This is a genomic window from Brucella sp. HL-2, from assembly GCF_025846885.2.
Classification (GTDB): Bacteria; Pseudomonadota; Alphaproteobacteria; order Rhizobiales; family Rhizobiaceae; genus Brucella; species Brucella quorumnocens.
The window spans coordinates 118361-140407 of the sequence record NZ_JAOYTK010000006.1; the positions used below are offsets into that span (position 1 = coordinate 118361).

Consider the following 22047-nt stretch of genomic DNA (forward strand, 5'->3'; position numbering starts at 1 on the left):
TATCCCAGAACCGGTGCCCACTTTTTGGAGACATGTTCCTAATTCAATCCACGTTTTTCAATCATAGCATCGGGTGTCGGCATCTTGCCGCGGAATGCTTTGTACAGCTCTTCTGGATCGCGGCTGCCACCAGCCGAATAGATATACTGTTTGAGCTTTGCCGCCAGTTCAGGGTTGAAAGCGTCTCCGGTTTCCTCAAATGCCGCGAATGCATCAGCATCCAGCACTTCTGACCACATGTAGGAATAGTAACCGGCTGAATAGCCATCACCGGAGAAGACGTGGGTGAAGTGCGGCGTACGGTGGCGCATGATGATGGCATCAGGCATCGACAGCTTTTTCAGCGTTGCCGCCTCAAAAGCCAGCGGATCTGCGATCTTTTCATTGCCCGTATGGAAAGCCATATCCACAAGCGCTGACGAGGTGAACTCAACCGTGTTGAAGCCCGCATTGAAGGATCGCGCTGCAAGTACCTTGTCGAGCAAGGCCTTTGGCATGGCCTCACGGGTGCGATAATGCACGGCATATTTTTCCAATACGGCTGGCACAGTCAGCCAATGCTCATAAAGCTGCGACGGCAGTTCGACAAAGTCGCGCGAAACGGCAGTGCCGGACACTGCGGGCCATGTCACATCTGACAAAAGCCCATGCAGCGCGTGGCCGAATTCGTGGAACAGTGTTCGCGCATCATCCAGCGAAAGCAGGGCAGGTTCACCAGCCTTTGGCTTTGCAAAGTTCATCACATTGTAGATGAACGGCTTCTGTCCGGCATCAAGTTTATGGCTCGATTGCAATGCGCTCATCCAGGCACCAGAACGCTTGGAGGTACGGGCAAAATAATCGCCAAGGAAAAGGCCACGTTCGCTGCCATCGGCATTCAGCACCTGAAACACCCGCACATCGGGGTGCCAGGTGGTAATGCCTTTCTGCTCTTCAAAGCGAATGCCGAAAAGACGGGTGGCAACATCAAAGCTTGCTTCGATGATTTTTTCGAGCTGCAAATATGGCTTTAATTCTGCTTCATCGAAAGCAAAACGCTCGGCGCGGAGCTTTTCGGCATAAAAACGCCAGTCCCATGGCGCAACCTTGTGGTTGCCGCCATTGGTCACAATCAGCCGCTCTAGCTCGATTTCTTCTTCGTGCGCTTTGGCGCGGGCCTTGTCCCAGACAGGTTCCAGCAGATCCATAACGGCTTTCGGTGTCTTGGCCATGGTGTCATCGAGCTTGTAAGCTGCGAAGTTGGCGTAGCCGAGCAGATGCGCCTTGCGCTCGCGCAATTCCACCATCTCGCGCACGATCTCGCGATTGTCGGTATCGCCGCCGTTTTCGCCGCGCTTGCCCCACGCATTGAAGGCCTGTTCGCGCAGTTCGCGGTTTTCCGAGAAGGAAAGGAATGGCTCAACAATCGAGCGTGACAGCGTAACCGCCCATGCGTCGGGCTGACCACGTTCAGCGGCGGCACTCTGCATCGCGTTCTTCAGAAAATCCGGAAGCCCTGCAAGGTCGGCTTCATCGGTGATGAAGAGCGCCCAACTGGATTCATCCTTCAGCACGTTCTGGCCAAAGCGCGCACCAAGCCCGGCAAGCTTTTCATTGATGCCTGCCAGTTCCTTCTTGCCAACTTCATCAAGCTTGGCACCAGAACGGACAAAACCTTTCCAAGTCTTTTCCAGTACGCGCTTGGTTTCGACATCAAGATCAAGATGGTCGCGATTGTCATAGAGCGTATCGATGCGGGCAAACAGCGCCGGGTCCATCATGATGCGCGAGTAATGGCGCGACATTTTTGGTGCGATTTCGCGTTCCAGCGTCTGGATATCGTCGTTGCTATGCGCGCCAGCACGCATCCAGAAAATCGAAGATACACGGTCGAGAGATTTGCCGGTCAGCTGCAGAGCCTTCAGCGTATTTTCAATAGTCGGTCCAGTGGTTTCATTAGCAATGGCTTCCACCTCGGCAAGATCTTCCGCAAGTGCTACATCAAAAGCCGGTGCGAAATCATCATCCTTGAATGCGGCGAAATCCGGCAGCCCCAGAGGTCCATTCCATTCGGTCAGTGCGTGATTGTAGGTGGGCTTGGCGGACATGAGAAAACTCCGGATCAAATGAATTCGATATGCACCAGACTTAGGAGTTCAGTGTCGTTGGGGCAAGGGCGTTTGCCGATCTTTGCCTCGACATAAAGCCTTGGCTTGACCCTGTTCGCCGCAGATAATAGGGATGAACGACATCCTGCTCCCATGAAAACGCGAGCGCTTATAAATTCCTCGAAGATTAGGCTTTCTGGTTGCGGTTTTTCGCGCTGTCGGGCCGAGAGCGATTGTTGCAATCCATGAATGTGGCGCCTGATCCTCGCAGTACTCAAAACGCACAACCCGTGATGAGCGAATTGAGGGTCGGCGTTATCGGCGGTCTTCTGGCTGCATTGGGTCTGATGTCGATGGCGCTTTATACGCCCGCCATGACTGAAATAATCCATGCATTCGGCACAACCGAAGCGCTGGTCAAGCTCACCATATCTGTCTATCTCGCGGGCTTCTGCTTTTCGCAGCTTATCTGCGGACCGCTATCCGATGGTTTTGGACGCAGGCCCATCACCATCGCTTTTATGATGATTTATCTGGCCGCAAGCATCATGGCCTTGTTCTCGACCACCATCGATAAGCTGTTGGTGGCACGATTCCTGCAAGGCGTGGGAGCGGCTGTCGGCGTTACGATTTCACGCGCAATCGTGCGCGATATTTTCACTCATGACGCATCGGCTCGCGTGATGAATCTCATCGGCATTGTGATTGCTGTGGGGCCCGCTGTCGCGCCGACACTGGGTGGTTTTACGATGGAGCTTTTCGGCTGGCAGGCGATTTTCATCGTGATGGTCTGTCTGGGCATCCTGGTTGTCCTGATGGCGATCTTTATCATCAAGGAAACGGTCACTCGCGATCTTAGCCGTATTAGACCGAAGGAATTGCTGCGCTCTTACCGCACATTGCTGACCAGCCGTCAGTTCATTTATGCGAGCCTTGGGGTCGGTGGCACGACGGGCGGGCTTTATACAGCGGCGACCATTCTGCCCTTCATTCTGATGGGGCGTGTGGGCATGACGGCTACGCAATTTGGCATGGGACTTCTTCTGCAAACGAGTTGCTACTTTGCGGGCAGCCTGCTGTTTCGGCGGTTGATGCGGGTCTATCAGCCGCGCCAGCTTACAGCAGCAGGATATGTGGCTATGGTCATTGCCAGTATTCTTATCGCAACGTTGCTGCGCATTTTCGAGCCGTCCTATTTGCTTGTCATGCTGCCGATGGCGCTCTTTGCTTTTGGCGTTGCACTGGTGATGCCTGTAATGACATCAGCGGGCATGGCACCGTTTCCCAAAATGGCGGGTGCCGCGTCAGCAATGATGGGCTTCTTTCAAATGGGCGGCGGGCTCGCGGGTGGTGCAATCGCAGCTCTTATGGGTGATCCGGTGATTGCTTTTGCAACGCTGATCCCGGCTCTTGGTTTCATCGCTGCGATTGCTTTCGTGTTGTGGTTACGTTTGCAGCAGGCAAGCTGAAACGAGCATGAAAAAGCTTTCATCATTGCTTGCCGGGGCTTGACTTTGAGGGCTGTCGGGGGCACATCACGCTCGCAGCCGCATTTATCTGGCCGCATTTCAACCGGAGCTTTATTCTCTTATGCCAAGCGACAGTCACAGTCGATTGTTTCAGCCGTCAAGGCAGTTCGTGATCTGATCGCTTGAGGTCGGCTTGCACGGTCTGTCTTTGACGGCGGATCGACAGAAAGGCAAGCCCTTATGACCGACAACAACTTCGTCTCTGAAGTGCTCAATGTTGCCGACCTCCCTGCTGCAGCAATTGCCAGCCGCATCGCCGATATTCGTACAGGCGACGCGGTCGAGATCGTCAATGAACTGGATGCCGATGATGCGGTCGCAGTTATCGCCCAGCTTTCGCACGAAGATGCCATCCGACTGCTTGATCAGCCGGAACTGGAACGTGCAACCGAAATTCTGGCCACACTTCCACCCAACATTGCCAGCCAGTTGCTGGATGGAATGTCGGCTGACCGCGCTACTGACGTCTTTCAAGAACTCGAAGATGCCGACCGCGCAAGCTTGTTTCCTATTCTCGCGCCAGAAACCAAGGCCGCGCTGAAAAAGCTGATGGGCTATCCGCCAAACACGGCTGGTAGCTTGATGACCATCGAATTCATCACTGTGCCTTCGAATTGGAATGTCGGGCAGACGCTCGATCATATCCGTAAGGTCGAGCGCACGCGTGAGACGGTTTACGCGATCTATGTGGTTGATCCGCAAAGCCGGGTTCTGATGGGTGTCGTCAGTTTGCGTCGTCTTATCATTCGCGAGCTGGACGAGCCTATCCTGTCGCTCGCTCGCGATGATGATCCAATCACGATCTCGCCGCATGCGGATCGCGAGGATGTGGCGCGCCTGTTCCGTAAACACGATCTGCTTGCTGTTCCTGTTGTCGATGACAGCCGCCACATCATCGGCATTGTCACTGTCGATGATGTGCTGGATGCCATGACAGAAGAAGCAAGCGAAGACGCTTATCGTTTCGGCGGTATGGAAGCGCTCGACAAGCCTTATATGCGTATCGGCTTTGGCGAGATGCTGAAGAAGCGCGCCGGCTGGCTCGGCATTCTGTTCCTGGGAGAAATGCTAACCGCAAGTGCCATGCAGCATTTTGAACTGGAGCTGGAAAAAGCACTCGTTCTGACACTGTTTATTCCATTGATCATGTCTTCAGGCGGTAATTCCGGCTCGCAGGCAACTTCACTGATCATCCGCGCGCTTGCACTTCAGGAAGTCAGGCTGAAGGACTGGTGGCGGGTAGCAATCCGCGAAGTGCCGACTGGTCTGGCGCTGGGCAGTTTTCTGGGCTTGATTGGTATGGTGCGTATTGCGCTATGGCAAAAGCTCGGCATTTACGATTACGGCGAACACTGGATTCTGGTGGGCGCAACTGTCGGTATGGCGCTGGTCTGCATCGTGACATTCGGCTCTGTAACGGGGTCAATGCTGCCATTCATTCTCAAACGACTTGGCTTTGATCCAGCTAGCGCATCGGCACCCTTTGTTGCCACTTTGGTCGATGTGACGGGCCTGGTGATCTATTTCAGTGTCGCGCTGGTCATTCTTTCCGGAACGCTTTTATGAGTTTCAGGCATGTGGCGAAAAAGTGGCAACCGGTTTTTCGATAACGACACGCCAAAGAAATTCAAAAAACTGTCAGAATTGCAGTGTAAAAAAGCAAATAAATCCGGCCTTTTCGGGTTAATTGAGGGGCAGTTTCGCGCTGCCCCTTTCTAAAACGCAAAAAAACCTGTAAGAGCGCCCCATTGATTTTCCGTGCATCTATCTTGGCGCGGCTCCCAACTCATATAGAAGTGATCTCCATATGGAATTGCGTAATATCGCTATTATCGCACACGTCGATCATGGCAAAACCACACTGGTCGACGAACTGCTGAAGCAGTCCGGCTCTTTCCGTGACAATCAGCGCGTTGCCGAACGCATGATGGACTCCAACGATATCGAGCGTGAGCGCGGGATCACGATTCTTGCAAAGGCGACCTCTGTTGTCTGGAAGAACACCCGTATCAACATCGTCGACACGCCAGGCCACGCCGACTTTGGCGGTGAAGTTGAGCGTATCCTTTCGATGGTGGATGGCGCTATCGTTCTCGTTGACGCTGCTGAAGGCCCAATGCCACAGACGAAGTTCGTTGTTGGTAAGGCGCTCAAGGTTGGCTTGCGTCCGATCGTTGCGATCAACAAGATCGACCGTCCGGATGGTCGTCATGAAGAAGTCATCAACGAAGTGTTCGACCTCTTCGCAAATCTTGACGCGACTGACGAACAGCTCGACTTCCCGGTTCTTTACGGTTCAGGCCGCAATGGCTGGATGGCGCTGAACCCGGAAGGTCCGCAGGACGAAGGTCTTGCTCCTTTGTTCGATCTGGTTCTCAAGCACGTTCCGCAGCCTAAAGTCGCCGAAGGCCCGTTCAGCATGATCGGTACGATCCTCGAAGCTGATCCGTTCCTCGGACGCATCATCACCGGTCGTATTCATTCGGGCTCGATCAAGTCCAACCAGGCCGTCAAGGTTCTCGGTCAGGACGGCTCGCTTCTGGAAACCGGTCGTATTTCCAAGATCCTCGCGTTCCGTGGTATCGAGCGTCAGGCGATTGAAGAAGCCCATGCAGGCGACATCGTTGCTATTGCCGGTCTTTCCAAGGGTACGGTTGCTGACACGTTCTGCGATCCATCCGTAAGCGTGCCGCTTGAAGCACAGCCAATCGATCCGCCAACAGTGACCATGTCCTTCATCGTCAATGACAGCCCTTATGCTGGCACCGAAGGCGACAAGGTAACGAGCCGCGTTATCCGCGATCGTCTGCTGAAAGAAGCCGAAGGCAATGTTGCGCTCAAGATCGAAGAATCAAGCGAGAAGGATTCCTTCTTCGTTTCCGGTCGTGGCGAATTGCAGCTTGCTGTTCTGATCGAAAACATGCGCCGTGAAGGCTTCGAACTTGGCGTTTCGCGTCCGCGCGTCGTCATGAAAGAAGGCGAAAACGGCGAAATGCTAGAGCCGGTAGAAGAAGTCGTCATCGACGTTGATGAAGAATATTCCGGTACCGTTGTTCAGAAGATGTCCGAGCGCAAGGCCGAAATGGTCGAGCTGCGTCCTTCGGGCGGCAACCGCGTTCGTATGGTCTTCTACGCACCGACCCGTGGTCTTATCGGCTATCAGTCGGAACTTCTGACCGATACACGCGGTACGGCGATCATGAACCGCCTGTTCCATGATTATCAGCCATACAAGGGTGAAATCTCGGGCCGTAACAATGGCGTTCTGATTTCCAACGATCAGGGTGAAGCCGTTGCTTACGCGCTCTTCAACCTTGAAGATCGTGGTCCGATGATCATTGACGCTGGCGTCAAGGTTTATCAGGGCATGCTGATCGGCATCCACAGCCGCGATAACGATCTTGAAGTCAACGTATTGAAGGGCAAGAAGCTTACGAACGTTCGTGCCTCGGGCAAGGACGAAGCCGTGAAGCTGACGCCTCCGATCCGTATGACGCTGGAACGCGCTCTGTCTTGGATTCAGGACGACGAACTCGTCGAAGTGACACCGAAGTCGATCCGTCTTCGTAAGCTCTATCTCGATCCAAATGAGCGCAAGCGCTTTGAAAAGAGCGGTAAGTCGAGCGTTGCTTGATCCGCTTTAATTCTGCAAAAGAACGGCGCCTTTAGGCGCCGTTTTTGTTTCTAATTTTAAGTAAATTCGGGGATGGAATGAGTGGGCAATATATTAGGTAAATATAATATAAATTAGTTTTCTAATTTTATTTGCGTATTTGTGTTTTTTGTTGTTCCTTTTGATGGGTAAGGCAAAGTATTCCCATTTATAGGAAATGCGACCCATGTGTTTAGCCTGCAATCCTGGACTGATAGCTGTATTTAAGCATACCACTTCACGACGCGACTTCCTTAAGTACATGGGCGGTGCTGCTGCTTCAGCCTTTGCTGCAACCGCCGTGGAACCAGCTATGGCCAAGGGCAACCTGTCGAGCGCCAATGCCCCGGCTGATGTGATCTTTCGTCGTGGAACCATTCTCACGCTCAATGGTGAAACACCGAAGGCCGAGGCAATCGCTGTACGTGGAAACCGTATCCTTGCAGTCGGCACGACAGATCATGTCGATAAGTTTCGCGATAAAACCACGCGTATCGTAGAACTGGATGGCAGAACGCTGATGCCGGGTCTGATCGATCCGCATATGCATTCGGTCTTTGTCGTCATGGACGACTGGATCGATGTCAGCCCTATCACCACGCCAACATTCGAACAGGTCTGGAGCACGCTACGCAGTGGCGTCAGCAAGGCCAGTGAAGGCGAATGGGTGCGGGCCAAGCAATTCGATCCAAGCATCACCAAGGGGGCGCATGTTCCGACATTGGCGGAGTTGGATGAGCTGGCACCGAACAATCCATTTTTCATGATGGAGAGCAATGGTCATATCGCTTATGCCAATAGCAAGGCCTTTGCACTTATAGGTATCACCGATTCGACACCGAATCCTGCTGAGGCGCGCTACGTCAGAACACCTGCCGGCCAGTTGAGCGGTCGCCTTGAAGAGCCGCCTGCATTCAACGCCTTCATTGAGAAGATGCCTCTGCCAACGGCTGCTGACGTTTCGACCAGCATCCGACGTATGCTCGATAAGGCCGCATCGGTTGGTTGCACATCACTGCATGACTGCGGCGTAGGAATGATGGCACCGGCGGAGCATCTGGCATTGCTGGATCAGGTTATGTCACAGAACCCGCCGATCCGATATCGCGGCATGCTGGTCTCAACCGCGATGGACCAGTGGGAGAAAATGAACATCAAGCCGGGACGTGGCAGCGATCTCTATCGTTATGACGGTATCAAGGCCTGGGCGGACGGTTCCAATCAGGCACGCACCGGCTATCAGCGCGAAAACTATCTCGGAACCGATGATCGTGGCGCGATGAATTACACGCCTGAACAGCTGACCGCTACGATCCGCCGGGCGCATCAGGGTGGCTGGCAGGTCGGTGTTCACGCCAATGGCGATGCCGCGATCGATGCGACGATTGCGGCCTACGAAACTGTGTTGAAGGAAACGCCACGCGACGATCATCGTCATCGTATTGAGCATTGCAGCATCTTCCATCAGGAGCAGATGCAAAAGGCAAAGGAGCTGGGGCTGCAGCCGTCATTTCTCATCGGACATGTGCGTTGGTGGGGCAAGGCGTTCCGCGATGAAATTCTAGGGCCTGATCGCGCAAAATTCTACGATCCTTGCGCAACCGCACTGGCCGAAGGCTTGCGTATCTCTTTCCACTCCGATTGGAACGTGACGCCGATTGAACCGCTGCGCTATGTCGAGGACGCTGTTGCACGTGTCATGAATGACGGTGGTGAAGTGTTCTTTCCGGATGAACGTATCCCGGTCGAGCAGGCGCTGCGCGGTGTAACCATTGATGCAGCCTATCACTGCAGAATGGATGATATCGTCGGAAGTCTCGAAGAAGGCAAATGTGCCGATTTTGCAATTCTTGAGGAAGATCCGACAACGGTTGACCCGACAAAGATCAGCAAGATTAAAGTCAGTGAAACCTGGATGGATGGTCAGAAGCGCTTTAGCGTATAATATCGACGTCGCAAATCAAAAGGGCGGCTGCAATTTGCAGCCGCCCTTTTGATTATCTTTCGCCGCGGCGATAAGGCTGCATCAGCGCCTGTGGTACGCGTGCACGGCGCGCCATGACGATAAGCGCCACGATTGACATGATATATGGGATCATCAGGAAGAGCTGATATGGCACGGCCTTGCCATAAACCGTTTGTAAGCGCAGCTGGAACGCATCGAAGAGCGCGAAGAGCAATGCGCCCAGAAGTGCGCGCGCTGGCTTCCACGAGGCAAATACGACGAGTGCAATGCATACCCAGCCGCGACCCTGCATCATGGTTGGGAAGAACGAGTTGAATGCAGAGAGTGTTAGGAACGCGCCACCCACGGCCATCAGGGCACTACCGAACATGATCGTGAAAATACGAACCCGGATCGGATTGATGCCTTGCGCTTCGGCAGCATGTGGATTTTCGCCGGTCATGCGGATAGCAAGGCCGAGCGGCGTGCGAAACAGCACATAACCAAGCAGGAGCGCTAGCGGAATAGCAAGCCAGGTGAGCGCGGTCTGTGTGCCAAAAACCTGTCCGATAAACGGAATATCTGCAAGCCAGGACGGATTAACCGGCTGGAATGGTGTAATTGTCGGTGGGGTCGAAGAAAGGGGCACCAGAAGACGGAACAGAAAATAGCTGAGGCTCGATGCAAAAAGCGTGATGCCCAAGCCTACCACATGCTGCGACAGACCAAGCGGGACGGTGAGCGCTGCATGAAGCAGGCCGAACAACGCGCCGGAAGCCGCAGCGGCAAGCACACCCACCCAAAGGTCCGCACCATTATAAACCGTCAGCCAGCCGATCATCGCGCCAAAGGTCATGATACCCTCGATGCCGAGATTGAGAACGCCAGCGCGTTCGCAATAAAGCGCACCGAGCGTGCCGAAAATCAGTGGCGTTGCGATGCGCAGCACTGAAACCCAAAGGCCAGCGGAAAGCAGGATATCCATCAACTCGTTCATCGGGCGATCCTGTATTGGGTGAAGAACAATGCGACCAGCATGGCGAGCAGCGAAAGGGCGACGGTGACGTCGGCAATGAAGCTAGGAATGCCGATAGCACGGCTCATCCCATCAGCACCGACGAACATGGCGGCAGCAAAGAGTGCCGAAAAGATCGCGCCGATAGGGTTGAGATTAGCAAGCATGGCGACGATGATGCCGGAATAGCCGAAACCGGGCGACAGATCGGTCGTTACATAGCCCTTCACGCCCATAACCTGAATCGCGCCGGCAAGTCCTGCAAGACCGCCGGAGATGCAGGCGACCTTCACCAGTGTTTTTCCAAGTGGCACACCAGCAAACCGCGCCGCGCGTGGATTAAGACCGGCGGCCTTGGTTTCAAGGCCAAAGACAGTACGCTTCTGCACATAGGCAATGATGAGTGCGAGCGCGATGGCGATCACGATGCCGATATGTAGGCGCATGCCTGTCATGATTTTCGGCAGCACGGCTGCATCGGGAACTGGTTCTGACTGCGGCCAGCCAAAGGCAAGCGGGTCTTTCATCGGTCCTTCGATCATCATCGAGACGAACAATACGGCGATGAAGTTCAGCAGCAGCGTAGTCACGACTTCATCGACACCGAAATGCAGGCGAAACCCAAGCGGGATCAGCAGAAAGATCATGCCCGCAATCGCGCCAACGATCAGCAAAAGCGGAATGAGCAAGGGGGCTGGAAGCTGCAATTGCGTACCGAACGCGACCACTGCAAGAGCGCCCATATAAAATTGGCCTTCCGCACCGATATTCCAGAGCTTGGATCGGAAAGCGACAGCTGCAGCGAGGCCGGTCAGCATCAAAGGCGTGGCGCGCGTCAATGTTTCAGTGATCGAGAGCTTGTTGCCGAATGCTCCAATGGCGATCTGGCGAAAAGATTCGAACACTGGTGCGCCAGCACAGGCAATCAACAGGCCAGCAAGCACGAAAGCAACCAGAACCGCGATAACCGGAGCGGTTGCCACCAAAGCCACGGGCCGTGTCTCGCGTCGTTCAATACGCATCAGTTGAGCCCCTTTGCTTGATTGAGCATAATCTTATCCGAAAACCGCTTCACACTTTTCGGGATCATGCTTTGCTCCACTCACCGGCCATCATCAGGCCCAGTCTTTGCGCATTGGCTTCTTCCGCATCAATCGGTGGTGAGAGTCGGCCTTTGACGATAGCCTGTACGCGATCGGCAAGTCCGATAATTTCGTCGAGATCTTCCGAGATCAGCAGCACGGCAGCACCCTTGGCGCGGGCTTCCAGAATGCGGGCATGGATGGCTGCGACGGCGCCCTCATCGAGCCCGCGTGTCGGCTGTGCGGCAATGAGGATGCGCGGCGCAGTTTCAAGATTGCGGCCCAAAATGAGCTTCTGCATATTGCCGCCGGAAAGCAGGCGAATGCGACTGTCAGGTGTTCCGCCGCGCACATCGAAATCCTTGATAATGCGGTCGGTAAATTCACGCGCAGCCGTTCGGTTGACCAGAAGCCCACTGGAGAACTGTGGATCACGCACGCGTTCAAGCACGGCATTTTCCCAAAGTGTGAGATCGCCGATTGCGCCTTCCGCATTGCGATCTTCCGGGATGCGGCCCACACCGTCCGCCACAAACTGCCGTGGATCGAACTTTTCGACCGGTTGCCCAAACATCACGAGGGTGCCCTTGGAAGGTTGACTGAGCCCCGAAACCAGACGCCCAAGCGCTGCCTGTCCATTACCGGAAACGCCGATGATGCCAAGTGTTTCGCCAGCGCGCAGGTGAAAATCGAGGTCGGTCAGGCGCGTTGCGCCGTCTTCCAAGACGGTAACAGTTTTAGCTTCAAGCAATGTTTCGCCTGGTGTTGCAGCGGCGCGCAAAGGGCGGGAAACACGGCGACCGACCATCAGTTCGGCCAGTTCTTCCTTGGATGTTTCCGTGGCCTTGCGTTCAGCCACGAGCTTGCCGCCGCGCAGCACCACGACGCGGTCAGCGGCCGACATGACTTCATGCAGCTTGTGCGAAATGAAAATCAGTGACAGGCCCTGACGCGCCATCTCTTTAAGCGTCGCAAACAGACCCTCCGCTTCCTGCGTGGTCAGAACGGCGGTCGGCTCATCGAGGATGAGAATGTCGGCGTCGTTATAAAGCGCCTTGAGAATTTCCACCCGCTGCTGTTCGCCAACCGATAGGTCGCCAAGCCGTGCATCGGGATCGACCTGCAAGCCAAAACGTTTTGCAATCTGGGCGATCTTGGCATGAGCCGCGCCGTGCGACGATTTCAGCTTCCAGAGGTTTTCGGTGCCGGTGATGATGTTTTCAAGCACTGTGAGGTTCGGTGCAAGTGTGAAATGCTGGTGTACCATGCCAACGCCCGCATCGATTGCAGCGCGTGGCTTGCCCTGTGGGATTTCGATACCTTTGACGAAAACGCGGCCTTCATCGGGCACATAATGACCGAAGAGAATGTTCATCAGCGTGGTCTTGCCAGCGCCATTTTCGCCGAGGAAAGCGAGGATTTCGCCGCGTTCAAGCTTTAGCGAAATATCGTCATTGGCGGTTAATGCGCCAAAGCGCTTGGTTATGTTTTGCAGTTCAAGAACTGTTGTGGTCATGTGTTTAACCCCGCAACGGGAAATTTGTGCTGCCAGCGATGATCCTCTTCCATCACCTCGCCAAGGTTCAAGAGAAGATTGTCTGCTCCCATTCGTCCAATCAACTGAATTGCAAGTGGCATACCATCCGCATCCGTTCCAAAAGGCATCGAAAGCGCCGGGAAGCCGGAAATATTAGCCAGTGCCGCATAAGGCGCAAAGGCGTTCATCTTATGCCAATGCGCATCCACATCGTCGTGATCCATTGGATATGAGCCGATTGGCTGCGGCGCACGCGCCAGCATGGGTGTGATGAGCACATCGATATCGTGGAAAATCTGCCAAAGTTGATAGGCGGTCATCACGCCACCATTCATGGCGTCGTAGAGTGCGACAGCGCTCATCTTGCGACCGCGTGAAGCCACCGCACGCGTCAGCCGTTCTAGCTTGTCTTCATCAATCGAAAATGCATCAATTGCCGCTGCCAGATTGGCAGAAATGATCCTGTCGAAGGCGATGGCGCTGGCATCAATAAGTGGTGCGAGCGTTTCCGCGTCGATGTTACGGATCACATGGCCTTGAGCTTCGATGAAACGTGCGGCGTCAGCAACCACTTGTCTGCGTTCAGTCGTCACCGGATATTTGGCAAGATCTCCTGAAATGATGCCGATACGCAATTTTTGAGGCATGGCTCCTGATGTGAGTGCCACATCGGGAATGAAGCTTTCGCAATTTCCGGCCACGAATGGGAACAGCGTTTTTGCATCGCGAATCGAGCGGCAAAGGGCGAACTCGCTTGCGATACCTGCAAGATAATTGCCGAAATGCGGACCCGCAGGCATGGCACCACGACTTGGCTTGAGCCCGATAAGTCCGCATGTGGCGGCCGGAACGCGAATCGAGCCACCTGCATCTGTTGCATGGGCTATCGAAACGATGCCTGCAGCAACGGCTGCTGCTGCACCACCGGAGGAACCGGCAGGGGACAGTGCCTCATCGAAAGGATGACGTGCGACAGGCCCGTCTATTGGCTCGCTTGAAAGCGCCATGCCAAACTCGGGCACTGTGGTCGTTCCGAAGAAATTGAGCCCGGCTTTGCGCAGTCGTACTGCCAGTTCTGAATCAAGCTCCGGCGATACATTCATACAGGCACGTGAGCCGAGACGGATCGGCAAACCGGCGCAAGGTCCGCCCAGATCTTTGAACAGTGATGGCACACCAGCGAAGGAGGCTTTCTCCGGATTGATATCGACGGCGGTCGCATTGCGGCGCCCAAGTTCTGCATCGAGATATGTAATGGCGCCCAGAGGGCGCCATATTTCTGCGGCTTCAATGGCAGCATTCATGGCCTCTTGCGCAGTCAAAACGCCTTTCGCGATCGCATTGGCGAGCGCCGTTGCATCCTGTTGCTTCATGTCGAGTGCCACTTCTGCTGCCCTGAATGTTTATTACTTAGGCTCAGCCGGATTTGGCTCGATCTTGAAAGTGCCAGCTTTGATCTCGGCGCGGCGCGCTTCCATCTTGGCTTCGACTTCTGCAGGAGCTGCGCCCTTGACGTAAACGATATCGTTGCCGCCTTCCTTCATGAGGCTAAACGGGGTGTAATCCTTGCCGGTTGGCGTTCCTGCCTTCACATCAGCAATGGCCGCGTTGAGGATCGGGCGGAAATACCACATCGCATTGGCGAAAACGGTGTCTGGATAACGGGGCGTGTAGTCGATCAGCGAGCCAATTGCCTTAATGCCACGTTCCTTGGCTGCGTCTGCTGTACCGATACGTTCGCCAAACAGAATGTCTGCACCCGCGTCGATCTGGGCGAGACCAGCTTCGCGTGCCTTCGGCGGGTCGAAGAATGTGCCGATGAACGAGGCATTGAACTTCGCATCCGGGCGTGTTTCTTTGACGCCATCCTGGAATGCGTTGATGAGCATGTTGACTTCCGGGATAGGCACAGCGCCAACTGAACCGAATGTGCCCGACTTGCTCATGCCGCCTGCCAGCATGCCAGCGAGGTAGGCTGCTTCAAAATTCCACGTGCCAAACACGCCGAAATTATCGCCCTGTGCCTTTCCGGACGAACCCATGATAAAGGTGGTCTGCGGATAATCGCCTGCAACCTGACGCGCCTCGCGTTCAACGGCATAGGATTCACCGACGATCAGCTTGATGCCTTGTTCGGCATATTCGCGCATCGCGCGGGGATAATCGCTGGCCGAAACGCCTTCCGAGAAAACATACTCGATGACGCCTTCGTCATGAGCCTGCTTGAGCGCTTCGTGAAGACGCGAGTTCCACGCATTTTCGACCGGCGAAGCGTGAATGCCAGCTACTTTGAGCTTCTCGTCTGCAGCAAAAACGCGCGTCGAAATTGCGGTCGCACCGAGAGCCGCAGACATCGCAAGAATGTCGCGGCGAGTGAATTTTGATGTTCTGTTCATGAGAACCCCTCTTGAGTGTTTTCAGCGCGCCGGAAAGTGCAGCCGGTTGCTTCGTTTTGTGTGAGTAGATTGACTGAGCAACGGTTCATATCTTTGCTCAATCTGCCTCGAATTCAAGCGAATTAGCTTGCGGCCTGAAAATTAGGCATGGGTTTTCCGCCGCGACTGTTCCGGTTCTTTTATCCAGCGACATGTCGGATAGGTCGAAACTCTTGATATTGTTAGCCGATGGGCGCGTATTCCGCACCGTCAACCGAAGACGGACGGCCTTCGAGGTTGAGAGTGCTGATCCGTTGTGGGGTCTCGGCGATGATCTTGCCGCGCTTGACCACCGTCAGGCGGTTGGCCTTAAGGCGCAGCGCTTCCAGCGGGTCGCGTGCCTGAAGCACCACGAAATCTGCATTGCAGCCTTTTTCAAGGCCGTAACCTTCGAGGCCAAGCGCCTTCGCCGAATTGTCAGTGAGAGAATTGAAGACCTGCTTCTTGCCTTCAATTGATGTCATCTGCGCCACATGAACGGCCATGTGTCCGACTTCGAGCATGTCACCAGAACCCATTGAATACCAAGGGTCCATAACGCAGTCGTGGCCGAAGGCGACATTCACGCCTGCCGCGATCAGTTCCGGTACACGGGTCATGCCACGACGCTTCGGATAAGTGTCGGCGCGACCCTGCAACGTGATGTTGATCAGCGGGTTCGGAATAGCGTTCATCTGAGCTTCCGCAATCAGCGGAATGAGCTTGGAGACGTAATAATTGTCCATGGAATGCATGGAAGTGAGATGCGAGCCGGATACGCGGCCCTGAAGACCGAAACGCATTGTCTGCGCCGCCAGCGTCTCGACATGGCGTGACATTGGATCGTCGGTCTCATCGCAGTGGATATCAACGGGCAGGCCACGTTCGGCAGCAATGCGGCAGAGTTCTTCAAGTGATGCTGCGCCATCGGCCATGGTACGTTCAAAATGCGGAATACCCCCCACAACATCAAGGCCCATATCGAGTGAACGATTGACCAGATCAACCGCACCCGGCGAGCGGTAATAACCGTCCTGCGGGAAAGCCACGAGCTGGAGGTCGATATAAGGCTTCACCTTTTCGCGCACTTCGATCATCGCGGCGGCAGTGAGCAGACGCGGATCGCTAACATCGACATGGCTGCGGATGGCGAGCAAACCTTGGCTGACCGCCAGATCGCAATAGCGCAAAGCGCGCTCGACCATGGCTTCAACGGTTAGCATGGGCTTCAATTCGCCCCAAAGCGCGATGCCTTCCAGTAGCGTGCCAGAACGATTGAGGCGTGGCAGACCGAGCGACAAGGTCGCGTCCATATGGAAATGCGGATCGACGAAAGGCGGTGTCACCAGACGGTTGGAAGCATCAATTTCCTTGGCTGCCTGATGCTCGCCCTTGGAAGGGACGATATCGGCAATCTTGCCGTCCTTGACGAGAATGTCTTGCTTTTCACGTCCGTCGGGAAGATTGGCGTTTCTCACAATCAATTCGAACATCGGCGGACCTTTCATATTATCGGCAGGGGTGAGCGGCAGGCAGGAAGTGCGGCTCATTTTTCATTGCCTTATACCCAAGTTTGCATGTGTGCAATGCTAACGCGGGCATAAGGGGTCGTCATCCGCAACGTAAAATGCTAGGCCCCCGAAATACCTTTTGCAGGAAAGCCATGTTCACCATCAGCCGCATTGAAACTGTCACGCAGGAGATCAAGAAGAGCCGGTTTCTGGCCATTGCTGCACCCGTGGCGAATGAGCAGGCTGCGAAGGATTTTCTGACTGAGCATTCCGATCTTGCCGCGAACCATAATTGCTGGGCCTGGCGCATCGGGCAGAATTATCGCTTCAGCGATGATGGAGAGCCGAGTGGCACGGCGGGTAAACCCATTCTGCAAGCGATTGATGGGCAACAGCTTGATAATATTGCTGTGGTCGTAACGCGTTGGTTCGGGGGCATACTGCTGGGCAGCGGCGGTTTGATGCGGGCTTATGGCGGTACGGCTGCGATGTGCCTGCGGCAAGCCGAGAAAACTGAAGTGATCCCGGTGATAGGCTTCGCGCTGGCTTGTGATTTTTCAGATCACGCACTCCTCAAGGCTCGCCTGACCGCAGTCGAGCATGTCACGATTGCGAACGAAAATTTCACAGGAACCGGTGTGGAAATGACGGGCGCCATGCCGCTCGTTGTTCACGGGGAACTGGCCCAGCTCGTCACCGATCTCACGCGTGGCAAGACGGTCATCAAGTTTGATGATGAGAGCATTTGAGCCAAAAGAGTGAACCGCTCTACAGCGGCAGCTGCGACTTTCGCAGAGCTTCCGCCGAGTAATGCTTGCGCTTGTCCTCATACATCAGAAGATCGGCGCGCTTGGCGACTGTTTCCAGTTTTTCGCCGGGCATGCTGGTGGCAGATCCCATCGAGAGTTCGATTTTCAGCTGTGAATAATACTGATTGTTGATATCGACCAGCCGACGAATATCTTCCATGACGGCCTCTGCACCGCGTTCATCGACATAGGGCAGCACGACTGCAAACTCGTCGCCGCCAATACGGGCCGCGTGGCCTGGCAGCTTGACGGCCTCATTCAGCACTTCACCGATGCGGCGCAACAAGCCGTCGCCACTCGCATGTCCAAGTTGGTCATTGGCCGCTTTCAAGCCATTGAGATCGATGATGATGATTGAGACAAGTGCGTGTCCCTTGCGCTCAAGACGGTTCAATTCATCAACATAGAAGGCACGATTATGCAGCTTGGTCAGCACATCATGCTTGCCAAGATATTCAAGATAGGCTTCGGCTTTCTTGCGTGCCGTAATGTCAGCAAGTGCGACCTGAACAAGCGACCAGTCTTCTTCATGGCCCGGTAGGACTGAAAATTGTAGAAGCAAATGCCGTTCGGTTCCGTCGAGTGCATAATTGACAACTTCACGGCGCTGAAACAGCACGCCATTCCAGAGATCAATCAGTTGCTCACGGAAATTGGTTTCCATATCGGCTTTGAAAACATTCGGCAGGTTTTGCAGAAGTGTCTTTTTGTCCGGTGCAAGAAACAGTTCGAGCGTTTCCCGATTTATATCCAAAACACGGATTTCGCTCATGCATTGGCGGACGAATTCCGGATGCACATCGGTGAAAACACGGAAATCAACAATGCCGCGCTCGCGGATATCGTTCATCAGCTGTTTGATACGGCTGAAGTCTTCCACCCAAAGCGAGACAGGCGAATGCTCAAACAGGCCTTCTGCGTGCTGCTTGTGCTTGTTTTGCTGGCGTCGCGCCTCTTCACGCGCTGTCACGTCTTCGATGGACAAGAGAACGCGATCCCAGCTTTCCTCATGGCCCGGTAAAACCACGCCTTTGAGCTGGATGTCGAGACGCTTGCCGCCTAGCGAATAATTTACCGTATCGCTCATGAACGCGTTGCCGCCGTTCCAGAGCTGAACCATTTCATCAATATGCGGATCGAGCATGTCGTCGCGGAACACGCGTTCCAGGTTTTCAATCAGATGATTGATGTCTCGCGCCTCATACAGAGACAGGGTCTTGCGATTGACTTTGATGACACGGATCAGGCTCGTGCAGATGCGCAAGCGGCTAGTGTCTTCTTTCAGAAAGGACTTAAGGTCCGTAACGCCGAGTGCACGCCATTGTTCGAACTGCGCGCGCAATCCGCTATAGTCCTCAAGCCACAGGGAAATTGGTGCCAGTTCGAAGACATTGGAACCGTCATTCAAGGCAGATTCAATATTCATGGTCGGCTCTAAACCTGAGGCGTTCCTGCTGTAAGCGCAGATCAAGCTGGAAAATAATCAACGCCTTATATTACGCGATGAAAAGATAGACCAGCGATTATGTAGGATGGCGCGTTTATTAACCAAAACTCGTAGCGATTGCTTAAAGGGCAGTTTGGTAGAGACAAGCCCATCAATAACAATTATCGATTGTAGAGAAGACTAATCATTGTTCATTTGTACTTTCGTCTTTTGTGTTGCCAAGGGGGCTTGGTCGACGAGAGTTGCCGGGGCGGGTTTGAGGGTAATGACGAAAAATGGATGAGCGGCTAAAGAGCCAGGAACTGCCTTTGGCGGTGGATCTCGACGGGACGCTCGTCGCTACAGATTTGCTTTGGGAGAGCGCTTTCGTTCTTCTGAAGAAGAACCCGCTTTATCTTTTTCTGATGCCGATCTGGCTCTTGTCCGGCAAGGCCCATCTCAAGCAGCAAATTGCGCGCCGCATCGTTATTGATGCTTCATTGTTGCCGTATCGTCAGGAGTTTCTTGATTATCTTCGTCAGGAACATGCCAACGGGCGCAGACTGGTTCTGGCGACCGCAGCAGCAGAGCCACTGGCGCAAGCGGTTGCTTCGGAGCTCGGTATTTTTGAGGCTGTTTTGACCACGACAGGCAAAAACAATCTTTCTTCGCATCGCAAAGCGCAGGCTCTTACAGAACATTATGGCCCGAAAGGTTTTGACTATGCGGGTAACGACCGCGCCGATATAGCCGTCTTCGAAGCTGCACGGGACGTGATTGTCGTTGCCCCGGATCGCGCAGCTGCGCATTTTCAGAAAGCCAATGGTAGTCGGCTTTTTGAGAAAAGGGCAGCGGGCATCAAGCCGTATTTGAAAATGCTGCGAGTTCATCAATGGCTCAAAAACCTTCTGGTTTTTGTTCCCGCAATCCTCGCTCACACCATCTTCTTTCCCGAGGTGTTTCTGGCTTCTATCCTCGCGTTTATTGCGTTTTCTGCGGCTGCCTCGGCGATCTATATTCTTAATGATATCATTGATCTGCCGCTTGATCGCCAGCATGCCAGAAAGCATTCGCGCCCCTTCGCAAGTGGTGCATTAAGCATTCCATTCGGGCTCAAGGTGTCAGCGCTGCTTTTGTTGATCGCAGCTGCAACCTGCTTTTTCCTGCCGCCGATTTTTGCGCTGGTTATCGGTCTCTACCTGGTTGCCACGACGGCCTATTCACTGGTGCTGAAGCGGGCATTGCTGGTTGACGTCATCTGTCTTGCAGCACTTTATACTTTGCGGCTGTTGGGCGGAACTGCAGCGACCGAAATTCCACAGTCGTTCTGGCTGACGGCGTTTGCAATGTTCTTCTTCCTGTCGCTGGCGCTGGTGAAACGTTATGTCGAATTGCAGCATTCGACAGTTACAGAAAAAGACCGTATCGCTGGTCGCGGTTATCGTCCCGAAGATAGAGACATTGTTGGCCAAAGTGGCGTCGCTTCCGGCTTTACGGCTGTGGTGGTTCTGGCGCTTTACATCAACAGTGCTGCGGTTCAGGAGCTCTACACCTATCCATGGCTGATCTGGCCGCTGGTGCCCATCGTTCTTTACATCATCATCCGCGTATGGATCTTGGCGCATCGCAAGGAAATGGATGACGATCCTGTCGTGTTTCTCGCCAATGACTGGCGCAGTCAGGTAGTGATAGCCATTGGTGCAGTCTTGCTATTCGTATCCGGGATGCGATGATGGACCAATCGTTTGACAGTTTTGGACGCATAGATCGTCACAGGCGAAACGCCATTGCGTTCGATGATGTGTTTTCCAACCTGGAAGGCCCGGAAAGTCTGCTCGCTTTTGGCAATGGCCGTTCTTATGGCGATAGCTGCCATAATGACGCAGGATTGCTTGTATCGATGCGGACCCACGCTAGGATAATAAGCTTCGATGTCCATACCGGCATTCTTGAAGCTGAATCCGGTGTGTTGTTGAGTGAAATTATCGAGGCAGTTGCTAAACAGGGTTATTTTCTGCCCGTAACCCCAGGCACGCGTTTTGTGACACTGGGCGGCGCGATTGCCAATGATGTGCATGGCAAGAACCATCATTTACGCGGCACTTTCGGTAGCCATGTGGAGAGCCTGGAGCTCCTGCGCTCTGATGGTGTGCATTACATCTGTTCGAGCGCCGAAAATGCCGAACTCTTTTCAGCAACAATTGGTGGCATGGGCCTGACCGGGCTGATCCTCAACGCCCGTATCCGTCTGATGCCGGTTGGCTCTCTCGATGTCGAGGAACGCATTACGCCGTTCCAAAACCTGTCCGAGTATTTCGCGATTGCGGAAGATTGCGACCGCCACAATGAATATGCGGTTGCCTGGGTGGATCAATTGGCGAGTGGTCGATCTGAAGGGCGTGGCGTGCTGTTGATTGGTAATCATGCGATCAACGGTAATCGTGCGGGGCAGAGCGGTGAGGCCAAATTTGGCGTGCCATTCGACTTACCGTTTTCAATGCTGAACGGGCCGAGCCTGACTGCGTTCAATAATCTTTATTACCATGCCAAACGCCGCAAACAGGCGCCACATCTGGTCAGCTTTGCGAGTTTCTTTTATCCGCTCGACGGGGTTAGGAACTGGAATAGGCTTTATGGCCCTGCAGGGCTGTACCAGCATCAGAGCGTGATACCGTTTGACCATGCTCAACATGTTATTCCAGCCATGCTGGCTGCAAGTCGCGCGGCAGGTCAGGCGTCTTTCCTGACGGTGTTGAAACGGTTTGGCGATCTGCGTTCGCCGGGGCTCCTGTCGTTCCCGAAACCGGGCTATACTCTGACGATGGATTTCCCCAATCGAGGGCAGAAGACGCTTGCACTGCTTGGGCAGCTCGACAGCATGACGATTGAAGCAGGTGGGCGCGTCAATCCCTACAAGGACCAGCGCATGAGTTCTGAAACACTTAAGGCGGGCTTTCCAGAGTGGCAGCAGCTTGAAGACATGCGCGATGCGCGGTTCTGCTCCGATTTCTGGCGGCGTACCGCATTAAAAAATTAAACC

15 protein-coding genes are annotated in these 22047 nt (G+C 54.2%); 7 read left to right on the forward strand and 8 right to left on the reverse strand.

Going from position 1 to position 22047, the window contains the following annotated elements; all coding sequences use genetic code 11:
- Positions 1-38: 38 nt before the first annotated feature.
- Positions 39-2087: a M3 family metallopeptidase gene (locus OIV19_RS10600; protein ID WP_264231606.1), complete on the reverse strand. Its 2049-nt coding sequence runs from the start codon at positions 2085-2087 to the stop codon at positions 39-41.
- 293 nt (positions 2088-2380) lie between these two features.
- Between OIV19_RS10600 and OIV19_RS10605 the strand changes: the two genes are divergently transcribed.
- The 4 genes from OIV19_RS10605 (at position 2381) to OIV19_RS10620 (ending at position 9213) form a co-directional block, all read left to right on the forward strand.
- Positions 2381-3556: a multidrug effflux MFS transporter gene (locus tag OIV19_RS10605; protein ID WP_264231607.1), complete on the forward strand. Its 1176-nt coding sequence runs from the start codon at positions 2381-2383 to the stop codon at positions 3554-3556.
- 240 nt (positions 3557-3796) lie between these two features.
- Positions 3797-5182, forward strand: coding sequence for a magnesium transporter (gene mgtE, locus OIV19_RS10610; RefSeq protein ID WP_151091106.1), 1386 nt, complete (start codon positions 3797-3799; stop codon positions 5180-5182).
- Positions 5183-5423: 241 nt separating this feature from the next.
- A complete protein-coding gene (gene typA, locus OIV19_RS10615; protein WP_151091105.1) occupies positions 5424-7250 on the forward strand; it encodes a translational GTPase TypA in 1827 nt (608 codons plus the stop codon).
- A gap of 205 nt (positions 7251-7455) precedes the next feature.
- Positions 7456-9213, forward strand: a complete 1758-nt coding sequence (locus OIV19_RS10620; protein ID WP_264231608.1) for an amidohydrolase — start codon at positions 7456-7458, stop codon at positions 9211-9213.
- A 52-nt stretch (positions 9214-9265) separates the two neighbouring features.
- Here OIV19_RS10620 and OIV19_RS10625 read toward each other — a convergent pair whose 3' ends face one another.
- From OIV19_RS10625 to OIV19_RS10650, 6 genes are all read right to left on the reverse strand, one after another.
- Entirely contained in the window at positions 9266-10210 is a 945-nt protein-coding gene (locus OIV19_RS10625; RefSeq protein WP_151091103.1) for an ABC transporter permease, read from the reverse strand.
- Entirely contained in the window at positions 10207-11250 is a 1044-nt protein-coding gene (locus OIV19_RS10630; RefSeq protein ID WP_264231609.1) for an ABC transporter permease, read from the reverse strand. Before OIV19_RS10630 ends, OIV19_RS10625 begins: the two co-directional genes overlap by 4 nt.
- A gap of 64 nt (positions 11251-11314) precedes the next feature.
- Positions 11315-12826: an ABC transporter ATP-binding protein gene (locus OIV19_RS10635; protein WP_264231610.1), complete on the reverse strand. Its 1512-nt coding sequence runs from the start codon at positions 12824-12826 to the stop codon at positions 11315-11317.
- Complete coding sequence (locus OIV19_RS10640) at positions 12823-14220, reverse strand: amidase (RefSeq protein WP_264231611.1); 1398 nt, start codon at positions 14218-14220, stop codon at positions 12823-12825. The genes OIV19_RS10635 and OIV19_RS10640 overlap by 4 nt, the downstream gene beginning before the upstream one ends.
- Positions 14221-14253: 33 nt before the next feature.
- Positions 14254-15243 carry a BMP family protein gene (locus OIV19_RS10645; RefSeq protein ID WP_264231612.1) on the reverse strand — a complete coding sequence of 330 codons (990 nt, stop codon included), beginning with the start codon at positions 15241-15243 and terminating at the stop codon, positions 14254-14256.
- Positions 15244-15464: 221 nt separating this feature from the next.
- The gene (locus tag OIV19_RS10650; protein WP_264231635.1) at positions 15465-16754 is read right to left on the reverse strand and encodes an amidohydrolase family protein; all 1290 of its coding nucleotides are present in this window, start codon (positions 16752-16754) and stop codon (positions 15465-15467) included.
- A gap of 170 nt (positions 16755-16924) precedes the next feature.
- Here OIV19_RS10650 and OIV19_RS10655 point away from each other — a divergent pair, with 170 nt between their 5' ends.
- On the forward strand, positions 16925-17521 hold the full coding sequence (locus tag OIV19_RS10655) for an IMPACT family protein (protein WP_264231613.1): 597 nt from the start codon (positions 16925-16927) through the stop codon (positions 17519-17521).
- Positions 17522-17540: 19 nt separating this feature from the next.
- On the opposite strand, the gene OIV19_RS10660 is transcribed toward OIV19_RS10655, so the two are convergent.
- On the reverse strand, positions 17541-19007 hold the full coding sequence (locus tag OIV19_RS10660) for a sensor domain-containing diguanylate cyclase (protein ID WP_151091097.1): 1467 nt from the start codon (positions 19005-19007) through the stop codon (positions 17541-17543).
- A 296-nt stretch (positions 19008-19303) separates the two neighbouring features.
- Here OIV19_RS10660 and OIV19_RS10665 point away from each other — a divergent pair, with 296 nt between their 5' ends.
- Positions 19304-20740, forward strand: a complete 1437-nt coding sequence (locus OIV19_RS10665) for a UbiA family prenyltransferase (RefSeq protein WP_264231614.1) — start codon at positions 19304-19306, stop codon at positions 20738-20740.
- Entirely contained in the window at positions 20740-22044 is a 1305-nt protein-coding gene (locus OIV19_RS10670) for an FAD-binding oxidoreductase (protein WP_264231636.1), read from the forward strand. Before OIV19_RS10665 ends, OIV19_RS10670 begins: the two co-directional genes overlap by 1 nt.
- The last annotated feature ends 3 nt before the right edge of the window (positions 22045-22047 follow it).

Coding starts and splice junctions, on each gene's coding strand:
- OIV19_RS10620 (WP_264231608.1), top strand. CDS start 7,456: ATGTGTTTAGCCTGCAATCCTGGACTGATAGCTGTATTTAAGCATACC.
- OIV19_RS10640 (WP_264231611.1), bottom strand. CDS start 14,220: ATGAAGCAACAGGATGCAACGGCGCTCGCCAATGCGATCGCGAAAGGC.
- OIV19_RS10600 (WP_264231606.1), bottom strand. CDS start 2,087: ATGTCCGCCAAGCCCACCTACAATCACGCACTGACCGAATGGAATGGA.
- OIV19_RS10660 (WP_151091097.1), bottom strand. CDS start 19,007: ATGAATATTGAATCTGCCTTGAATGACGGTTCCAATGTCTTCGAACTG.
- OIV19_RS10670 (WP_264231636.1), top strand. CDS start 20,740: ATGGACCAATCGTTTGACAGTTTTGGACGCATAGATCGTCACAGGCGA.
- OIV19_RS10635 (WP_264231610.1), bottom strand. CDS start 12,826: ATGACCACAACAGTTCTTGAACTGCAAAACATAACCAAGCGCTTTGGC.
- OIV19_RS10625 (WP_151091103.1), bottom strand. CDS start 10,210: ATGAACGAGTTGATGGATATCCTGCTTTCCGCTGGCCTTTGGGTTTCA.
- mgtE (WP_151091106.1), top strand. CDS start 3,797: ATGACCGACAACAACTTCGTCTCTGAAGTGCTCAATGTTGCCGACCTC.
- OIV19_RS10650 (WP_264231635.1), bottom strand. CDS start 16,754: ATGTTCGAATTGATTGTGAGAAACGCCAATCTTCCCGACGGACGTGAA.
- OIV19_RS10655 (WP_264231613.1), top strand. CDS start 16,925: ATGTTCACCATCAGCCGCATTGAAACTGTCACGCAGGAGATCAAGAAG.
- OIV19_RS10605 (WP_264231607.1), top strand. CDS start 2,381: ATGAGCGAATTGAGGGTCGGCGTTATCGGCGGTCTTCTGGCTGCATTG.
- OIV19_RS10665 (WP_264231614.1), top strand. CDS start 19,304: ATGGATGAGCGGCTAAAGAGCCAGGAACTGCCTTTGGCGGTGGATCTC.
- OIV19_RS10645 (WP_264231612.1), bottom strand. CDS start 15,243: ATGAACAGAACATCAAAATTCACTCGCCGCGACATTCTTGCGATGTCT.
- OIV19_RS10630 (WP_264231609.1), bottom strand. CDS start 11,250: ATGCGTATTGAACGACGCGAGACACGGCCCGTGGCTTTGGTGGCAACC.
- typA (WP_151091105.1), top strand. CDS start 5,424: ATGGAATTGCGTAATATCGCTATTATCGCACACGTCGATCATGGCAAA.